Consider the following 8,561-nt stretch of genomic DNA (forward strand, 5'->3'; position numbering starts at 1 on the left):
CACGGCCGCTCGACCGGAAAACCGGCACGTCATCTCGGTGCGCACGGATCGCCCTTCGGGGGGTCTTGTCTCGGCCGGCGACATGGATTCTACTGGGCGGATCGGGTGTGAACGCCAAGGTGAGACAGGACCGCATGGCCAGTGCCGAGAGGCCGAAGATCGCGAAGACGGTGGTCCGGACCTTCGTTTATCTCGCCATCGCGGCGGGCGTGCTCGTGATCGCCGTCGTCACGGAACGCGGCGACCGGCGCACCTTCAGGGACGAACAGCGCGACGCGGTGCGCGCCCGTCTTCACGACACCGCGGCCGACCTGTCGGCGGATCTGACCGAGAAACTTCTCCTCGCGCGCGGGCTTGCCAGTGTCGTGCCGATCAAGCCTGACCTCAACCAGGCGGAATTCTCGCGCCTGGCCGAAGAGATGATGCAGAACGACGCGGCGGTGGTGAACATCGCCGCGCACCGCAACTACACCATCGAGTACGTGCACCCCTTCGTCGAGAACGCGCATGTCATCGGCACCGACCTGCGCGAGGTGCCGGCGCAGATCGAGGCCGCCCGCAAGGCACGGCGCACGCAGATGCCCGTCGTGGATGGCCCGGTGGAGCTTCTGCAGGGGCAGCCGGGGCTGATCATACGCGAACCTATCTTCGTGCACGACGGCAGCCCGGGGGACAGCCCCTTCTGGGGTCTTATCAGTGTCGTCGTCGACGTGGAAAAACTTTTCGAACAGGCCGAAGGCCGGATGCGCGATGCGGGACTCGAATTCGCCGCGCGCGAATTGCCGGCAGAAGGGACCGGTACATCAGTGTTCCGGGGCCGCGCGGAGGTGTTCGAGCAAGACCCTGTCGTCGGTGAAACGAAGCTTCCGCAGGGCCAATGGCAGTTCGCGGCCGTCCCGGTCGGCGGTTGGGCCACCCATGTTCCGGGCGTTTGGCAGACGCGCGGCTTTTTCGCCACGCTGGGCATCGCGGCCCTTCTGCTGGCGTGGTACCTGTTCCGCCTTCAGACCGCGCGGCAAATGGCCCATACGCAGCTGACCTCGGCGGTCGAGGTGATGGCGGACGGCTTCGTCATCTACGACGAGGACGATCGCCTTGTCACCTGCAATCAGAAATACAAGGAAATCTACGACAAGAGCGCACCCGCGATGGTGCCGGGCGAGAGTTTCGAGAACATCCTGCGCTACGGCCTGAGGCATGGCCAGTACGCGGAGGCCGAGGGCCGCGAGGAGGAATGGCTGGCCGAGCGGCTGCACGAGCACCGCAAGGCGAACAGCACCGTCGAACAGAAGCTCGGCGACGGGCGCTGGCTGCGCATCCTCGAACGCAAGACGCCCGAAGGGGGGCGCGTGGGCATCCGCATCGACATCACCGAACAGGTGCAGAGCCGCGAGCGGGCCGAACGGGCCGAACGGCGCCTGAAGGACGCGATCGAGGCGTTGCCAGCCGGGTTCTGGTGGTTCGATGCCGACGACAGGCTCGTGATGGTGAACGGAACGGGCCGCGCGCAGCTTTCCAAGGTTGCACATCTCGCTCATCCCGGCGCGCGGTATGCCGACATCGTGCGCGAGGGCGTGCGAACCGGCCAGTACGCCGATATCGAGGGCCGCGAGGAGGAATGGATTTCGGGCACCCTTGACCTGCGCAAGCAGGATGCCAGCGTGCGCGACCTCAAGCTGGGCAACGGGCGGTGGCTGCGCGCCTACGACCAGCGCACCAGCGACGGCGGGCTCGTCGGCTTTCGCATCGACATCACGCAAAGCAAGCGCTACGAGGAATTGCTCAAGAACTCCAACGCCGAACTCACGGCCGCCCTCGCCGCGCGCGAGGCTGCCGAGAAGCGGTTCGAGGATCTTTCCGACATCGCCACGGAATGGTTCTGGGAACAGGACGCGGACTTGCGGTTCTGCTATTTTTCCAAGGGGTTCCAGCGCAGCACCGGGATCGATCCCGATGACCTGCTCGGCCGGAGGCGCACCGATTTCTCGGCACATGACGACCTTTCGGCACGGCAGGACGACATGGCCGTGCTGCTCGAGAAACTGGAGGCGCGCGAACCCTTCGACAACCTGATCTACCAGGCGGACAACGTGCGCGGCACCCAGATGTGGGTCCGCACCAGCGGTCGGCCCATCTTCGACGCGAACGGCCAGTTCAAGGGGTACCGCGGTGTCGCGGCGGACGTGACCCCGCTTTACGAGGCATTGCAGCAGGCCCAGCAGGCCAACCGCGCTAAGACCGAATTCCTGAACGTCATCAGCCACGAGCTGCGCACGCCGTTGACGGTGATCCTGGGCTACAACGCCTTCCTGGCCAATCCGACGGTGCTTCCGGCCGTTCAGACCGTCCGCGCGCAAATGGCGGAGGCGGGCGATGCGCAGGCCGACGCCTGCGAGGCGGCCATCGTGGAAATCCAGGGTTATGCCTGCAAGATCAAGGACTCCGGCGAGCAACTCATGCACCTGATCGAGGACGTGCTCGACGTCGCCCGCATCGAGGCCCGGACCATCCGCATCGAACCCGACCGCGTCGCCGCCGCGCAGACCGCGCAGCGGGTTGCATCGCAGTTGCAGGGGCTGGCCGCGGAAAAGGCGCTGGAACTGCGTGTGGAGGTGGACGATTTCGACGTCTACTGCGACGACCGGCGCCTGGAACAGGTCTTCATGAACCTGTTGAACAACGCCATCAAGTTCACGGAAAACGGCTGGGTTCGGATCAAGGCCGAACGGCAAGGGCCGGACGTCGTGTTCCACGTGGAAGACACCGGCGAGGGCATCCCCGACGATCAACTGGACCGGATCTTCGAGCAATTCAGCCAGGTCGACAGCTCCAGCACGCGCAACACCGGCGGCGTGGGGCTGGGGCTGACGATCACGAAATCGCTGGTGGAACTGCAGGGCGGCTGGATCCGCGCGACCAACCGGACCGGCGGCGGCAGCGTCTTTACCTTCGCCCTTCCGGCGTGGGACGAAAGCCGCTCGCAAGGCACGGCCCCGACAACACGGTCGGCCTGACCTGCCGCGCCGACCCGGCTGCGCGCACCGGATCTGTCGCAACGTCGCCACAATAATGCCTTGTCGTCAGCCCGACTTACATGGGCTTCGGCATTATTGTGACGCAATCTTCGTGCATTGAGATATGGTAACGTACCAGGATTTTGCGTCTCGGGAGGGGCCGGCCAATCCGGGCAGGGCCGAAGCGCGCATCGGCGCCAGGGCCGCGCCGATCCGGCTTTGCCCTGCCGAGAGGAAGGAATTTGAGGTTTCGCCATGTGGCTTGCGAGCGGTATCGCGACCGGCATCGGGATCATAATCATTACCGTTCTGTTCCTTGCGTATCTGCGCAGCAGGGAAGCCGCGCAACTGCGCAAGAAGCTCCTGCAGGGCCAGCGGCTGGAACTGGCGTTCCAGGAACGGGCGCTCAACGAACATTCCCTCGTCACGGTCACGGATACCAACGGCGTCATCCGCGACGTGAACGAGGGGTTCCTGAAAACCTTCGGATACACCCGAGACCAGGTCATCGGACGTCTCCACCGGGATCTCCACCCCGAATGGGACCGCCAGACATCGGACCGGATTCGACGGGTGACGCGGCGCGGCGAGATCTGGTCGGGTGACACCTATCTGCTGCGCGGCGACGGGAGCGTCGCGACGACGCAGTGCACCGTCGTGCCCATGGTTGACGAGTCGCGCCGGCACGTGAAGAACATCACGATGCGCACGGACGTGACCGAACAGCGCGAGCAAGACGCGCAGGAGCTCATGAAGGCGGCCTTCGGCAAGCTCAGCGCCTTCGCGATCATCTGCAAGCCGCATTCCGGCCGCGTGTGCTACATCAACGACGTCGCGCTGGAGCAGATGGGCTGGGATCGCGCGGAATCCGCGACGAAAACGATCCGGGACATGGGGTTCGATCTGGATGCGTTGCGCCTGGCCGAGATCGGCCAGGAGCTGATCGAGAACCCCGACCGCTCCATGACGCTGGACCTCAGCCGGAACGGCCGGTTCTACGAGGCGCAACTCTACACCCTGTTCATGGGGCAGGGCCAGCCCCGGATCCTGGCGATCGTGCGCGACGTTTCGCAGACCAAGGAAGCGGAGCGCGAGAAGAAGGAGCTTCTTTCCGTCATCACGCATGAACTGCGCACACCGCTTACCAACATCAAGGGGTCGCTGGGGCTGGTGCGGTCCGGCCAGGTCGGCGAGATGAGCCGCGAGATCAGCGACCTGGTCGGGATCGCGGAAAGCAACAGCGAACGCATGCTGTCGCTGGTGAACGATCTTCTGGACATAGAGAAGATCGCGGCCGAGGGCGGCTGCACCGATCCCGAGCCCGTGGATATCCCGACTCTGCTCGATGACGTCGTGCGCAGCCACCAGGGCTACGGCGTGGAACTCGACGTGAGCTTCCAGGACCTGACCCGGGAAACCGGGCTGAAGGTGATGGGCGACTATCGGCGTTTGAGCCAGGTGTTGTCGAACCTGATGTCCAACGCAGCCAAGTTTTCCCACCAAGGCGGCAATGTCGAGCTGAAAGCCACCAGCGACGGAAAGGATGTCGAGATCTCGGTGCGCGACTACGGTCCCGGCATCCCCGAAGACGCGCAAGCGACGCTATTCGACCGCTTCAAGCAGGCGCGCCAGCCCGGCAACAGCAAGGTCAACGCGTCGGGTCTCGGACTGAGCATCGCGCGCGACATCGTCGAACACCACGGCGGCACGATCACGTTCAGCACGCAGCACGGCAAGGGCACGACGTTCTATGTCCTGCTGCCCAGGCTGACGGCCGACACCATCGAAGCACCCGCGCGGCCGCGGCAGTCGCGGGCCATACCCGCCCCGGCGCCCGAATTGGCGCTTGGCGGTACCGAAGCGTCGAAATAGTGTGACCCCATGCGCGAACTGAACAGAATACTCCACGTCGAGGACGATCCCGACATCCTGAAGATCGCGAAAATGTCCCTGGAAATGGTCGGCGGTTTCGCCCTGGCGCAATACGAGCGCGGCCAGGAGGCGATCGAGAGCGCGGAAGCCTTTGCGCCCGATCTCGTTCTTCTGGACGTGATGATGCCCGACCTTGACGGCGAAGAGACGATGGTGCGTCTGCGCGCCATCGACACGCTGGCCCAGACTCCCGTCGTGTTCATGACGGCGAAGGCATCGCAGGAGAACCACGAAAGATTGCGCAGCCTGGGTGCGCTGGACGTGATCGTGAAGCCGTTCGACCCGATGGCCCTGCCCGACCAACTCAAGGAGATCTGGCGCCGTCAGGCCGATGCTTGAGCAAGGGACACGACCGGCATTGCCGGCGCCGCGACCGGCGGGATATCAAAAGGCCGCCTCGTCGGCGGCCTGTTCGAGCATATCGAGCAAGTTTTCGAGTTGCTGCAGCGTGGCTTGGGCAGGACGGCACTCGCCCTCGCGCAGCGCTCGGTTCATGCCCGTCTCGACCGAGCGCGCCATGTCGCCGATCCGGGCAAACCCGGTCATGCCGGCCACGCCGGCGATCTTGTGCACCCTGTGGGCCAGTTCCCGCAATGCCGAACCCGGGCGCGGCCCAGCCTCCAGATGCTTCTTCAGTTCCTCGATCTCGTTCACGGTGGAAATGAGCGAGTCGACGAAGCGGGCGCGGGTATCGGCGATCGCGGCCGACAGTTCGCTGGGCATCGCGTCTGCATGTGCCATGCAGTCTCCTTCCAACTCTATCCGGCCTCCTGCAGGGCCGTCTCGCCACTGTGGACCTGCGCCGCGTTCACGGCGCGATTCAGGATCATCTTGGCATTGCTGCCGAACAGCGAGCCAAGGGTCTGCGGGCCGACTGTAACATGGGTCGGCATCGGCTTGCCATTGCTGTCCACAAGCTCGTAATCGTCCAGCGTCACCTGGATGCGCTCCTGCATCTCCTCCGTCGACAGTCGGTTCACGCGCGGCACGACCGCGACGTAGCTGCCGAAGCCGAGATAGGACAGCATCGCCTCTGTGCCGTCGAGGCTCGAGAAGATCGCGTCGGCCACGTCGGTGAGCAGGTAGAAGAAATCGGTCGGGGTCGTGCGGTTGTAATGGTCAGTGATCCCGTTGATCTGGAACCCGATCGCGGCGCTCTTGAACATCCCGATGTGCGACAGCTGAAGCATGTAGTTCTCGAGCTGGACGGCCCCGATGAACCCGGGCACGTCGCGGATCAGCACCGGCTCGGACAGCGGAAAGCTCAGATCCTTGTCAAGCTGGCTTTTCAGCGTCTGTGCCGCGAAGGCCTTGTCGGCACTGCGCCGCTGTTCGACGAAAAGCATGTTCGCCACCCGAATACGCGCGCCAAGCTCGGTGATGTCGAAGGGCTTGGTCACGTAATCCGTGGCACCGTTCGCGAAGGACTGATGGATCGCCTGCTTTTCCTTCACGGCCGTCAGCATGATGATCGGCGTGTTCTCGTAAAGCGGAATGGAGCGGATGCGGCTGCACAGCTCGATCCCGTCCATGCCCGGCATCATGATGTCGAGCAGGAAGCATTCGAACGGCTCCGGCGCGGCGTCGATCTTCTCCAGCGCGTCCTGCGCGCTCTGGGCAAAGGTCAACTCGTCGTATCCCAACCCCCGCAAGGAGCCGTCGAGGAAACGAATGATCATGTCGTCGTCGTCAACCGCAAGTATCTTCATGGCTCAACTGCCGTTCCCAGTGTTTTCCCGTCGTCGGGGCTGTGTGGACCGGCCGTTTTCTATCTGCGTGGATGCCGGCCACACGTTAGTCTTCAAATTACAATTTAAGGGAGATTCTGGCGGAAATATGACCCGTTAACCCCAATATAATGGCGATCGGGGCCGCGGGCATCAGGGGCCCGCGACATCTTGACCACCGCGCCGCGTGCGCAGGCTCGCGCGCCCGTTCGGGGCAAAGTGTTCGACTTGACGACGCCATTACCGGGCCGGCGCCCGGCTTGTCGATGACTGCGTGAATGCCCCTTTGTCGCGCCCCCCGGTTCGGCACTCCCGGCATCATCGCAGGCATGACCGGTTGCACATCACACCGGTGCTCCGCCTGCCCGCCCCACCGCGCGGATTTTCTTGATGTTGCCGCCCCAAGCGCGATCACTTCCGATCAGGCTGGCGGCGCCTGTACGTCCCGTTTCCCAACCAGCCATGGACGGGCGGCCGTGCAGACGACGCGACCCGTGAAATGACTCCCGAAGACCCACAGCAAACCGCGCATCGATGGCATGCGTGTCGAGCGAGGTTTTCTTTTTCAGACGCAATAGGTTGCATTGATGCGACGGTCGAACCGGAACAACGGATCACGCGCGCATGGCGATCCTGGAGAAGATGGACGGTTCGGAAAGCTCAAGTCGTCGATCCGCTCAGGCCTGCTGGTCGAACGCGGGATTTTGCGTGCCAAGGTCGCCGTCGCGGCCTGTGCGCGGTGACGCCCATCATGTGCGCTGATCGACGCAATGGGCGATCGCACCCGACTTGATCCCGACGACCTGTGCTGGCGTCGTTCCGAGTGGCTGGTGCAGGCGAGCAGGAAGAGGCCATGTCGCCCGCCTTCGCGGTTCACCGTGTGTCGCCCGAAGTGGAGCAAAAAGCGCGGCAATCCCCCGTATTCTTGCCGCGCTGTTCTCGCACGGGCCTCATGTCAAAGCCATGAATGTTCCCGACGGTCAGAAAATGGTGCCCGGGGGCTGCTTTTTGCCCTTGGTTCGGTTCCTGTCACAGGCACCTTCGCCGTTGAACGCCTCAGCAATGCAAGCGGTATCGTCCCTCAGAATCCCGGTCAACAGGCGCGTTCTGTCCTACGGTTTGTCCTACGGTTCCGGGACGCAGGGACGCTTCAGCGTGTCCCAAGGCGGCGGGCTCGTTCAGTGATGATGGTCGATCTTTTGGGGATGCGGGCCCACGGGGGAAGACGTGAGAACGACCGTGCTGAGGGCTAGGCGTGGATCGCCGGTAGGTTTTCGGATGCGCTGTGGTCAAGGTGGCGGGCCGGAAGGCGCTGGCGTCGCCAACCTAATGCTTGCCCCTGTTTTTTTTGGCCGCATCGGCTCGGGCCCGCTAGGGGGCCGGGGGATTTCTCTACGTATCCGCCCAAGGATTCCGACGGGAGACGGAGTGTCTCTCGGGTCTGCCTTGGTGTCGTTGAAAGAGGATTCCTCCAATGCTCGACATCATGCCCGACCCTGCGCTCTCGCGCGGGGCCAAACTTCCTATTGCCTCGACTGGGAAAGCGGAACTGTTCGTGAACGGCGAGCACACCGCAGCGGACCGGGAGACCCGCCAAATCGTCCTTCAACTCCTTAAAGAGATAGGGACTCTGCCGGACGGCGTGACCATCCCAGCGACCCAAGACGAAGAACTCAAGGTGAGCAAGACGAAAGCCGAGAACATCGAGAAGCAGGTTTGCTTCATGGCCTCGTTTCTACGCGCCGCTACAAGCGTCGAGGCTGTGTCCCAACGCTTGGTGTAAGAGGCCGCGCGCGGCGCCCCCGGCGTAGCGCGGCGCGCGGCCGGTGGTGACGCTGGCGGCCACCGTCGATCTTCGGCAAAGGTTCGGGTTGCAACACTCGAAACC

At 63.9% G+C, this 8,561-nt stretch carries 6 protein-coding genes; 4 read left to right on the forward strand and 2 right to left on the reverse strand.

Annotated features, from left to right (window positions below):
- The first annotated feature begins 119 nt into the window (after window positions 1–119).
- The 3 genes from CEF10_RS13405 (at window position 120) to CEF10_RS13415 (ending at window position 5,285) form a co-directional block, all read left to right on the forward strand.
- A complete protein-coding gene (locus CEF10_RS13405) occupies window positions 120–3,014 on the forward strand; it encodes a sensor histidine kinase (RefSeq protein WP_198586204.1) in 2,895 nt (964 codons plus the stop codon).
- A gap of 255 nt (window positions 3,015–3,269) precedes the next feature.
- Window positions 3,270–4,886, forward strand: coding sequence for a PAS domain-containing sensor histidine kinase (locus CEF10_RS13410; protein ID WP_101068681.1), 1,617 nt, complete (start codon window positions 3,270–3,272; stop codon window positions 4,884–4,886).
- 9 nt (window positions 4,887–4,895) lie between these two features.
- The gene (locus tag CEF10_RS13415; protein WP_101068682.1) at window positions 4,896–5,285 is read left to right on the forward strand and encodes a response regulator; all 390 of its coding nucleotides are present in this window, start codon (window positions 4,896–4,898) and stop codon (window positions 5,283–5,285) included.
- Window positions 5,286–5,330: 45 nt separating this feature from the next.
- Here CEF10_RS13415 and CEF10_RS13420 read toward each other — a convergent pair whose 3' ends face one another.
- Together CEF10_RS13420 and CEF10_RS13425 are read right to left on the reverse strand one after the other, a co-directional pair.
- On the reverse strand, window positions 5,331–5,687 hold the full coding sequence (locus CEF10_RS13420; protein WP_101068683.1) for an Hpt domain-containing protein: 357 nt from the start codon (window positions 5,685–5,687) through the stop codon (window positions 5,331–5,333).
- Window positions 5,688–5,704: 17 nt separating this feature from the next.
- Window positions 5,705–6,655: a response regulator transcription factor gene (locus CEF10_RS13425; RefSeq protein ID WP_101068684.1), complete on the reverse strand. Its 951-nt coding sequence runs from the start codon at window positions 6,653–6,655 to the stop codon at window positions 5,705–5,707.
- A 1,492-nt stretch (window positions 6,656–8,147) separates the two neighbouring features.
- Between CEF10_RS13425 and CEF10_RS13430 the strand changes: the two genes are divergently transcribed.
- Window positions 8,148–8,456, forward strand: coding sequence for a hypothetical protein (locus CEF10_RS13430; protein WP_101068685.1), 309 nt, complete (start codon window positions 8,148–8,150; stop codon window positions 8,454–8,456).
- The last annotated feature ends 105 nt before the right edge of the window (window positions 8,457–8,561 follow it).

Origin of the sequence: Roseovarius salinarum, from assembly GCF_002834145.1 — a bacterium.
GTDB classification, from domain to species: Bacteria; Pseudomonadota; Alphaproteobacteria; order Rhodobacterales; family Rhodobacteraceae; genus Roseovarius; species Roseovarius salinarum.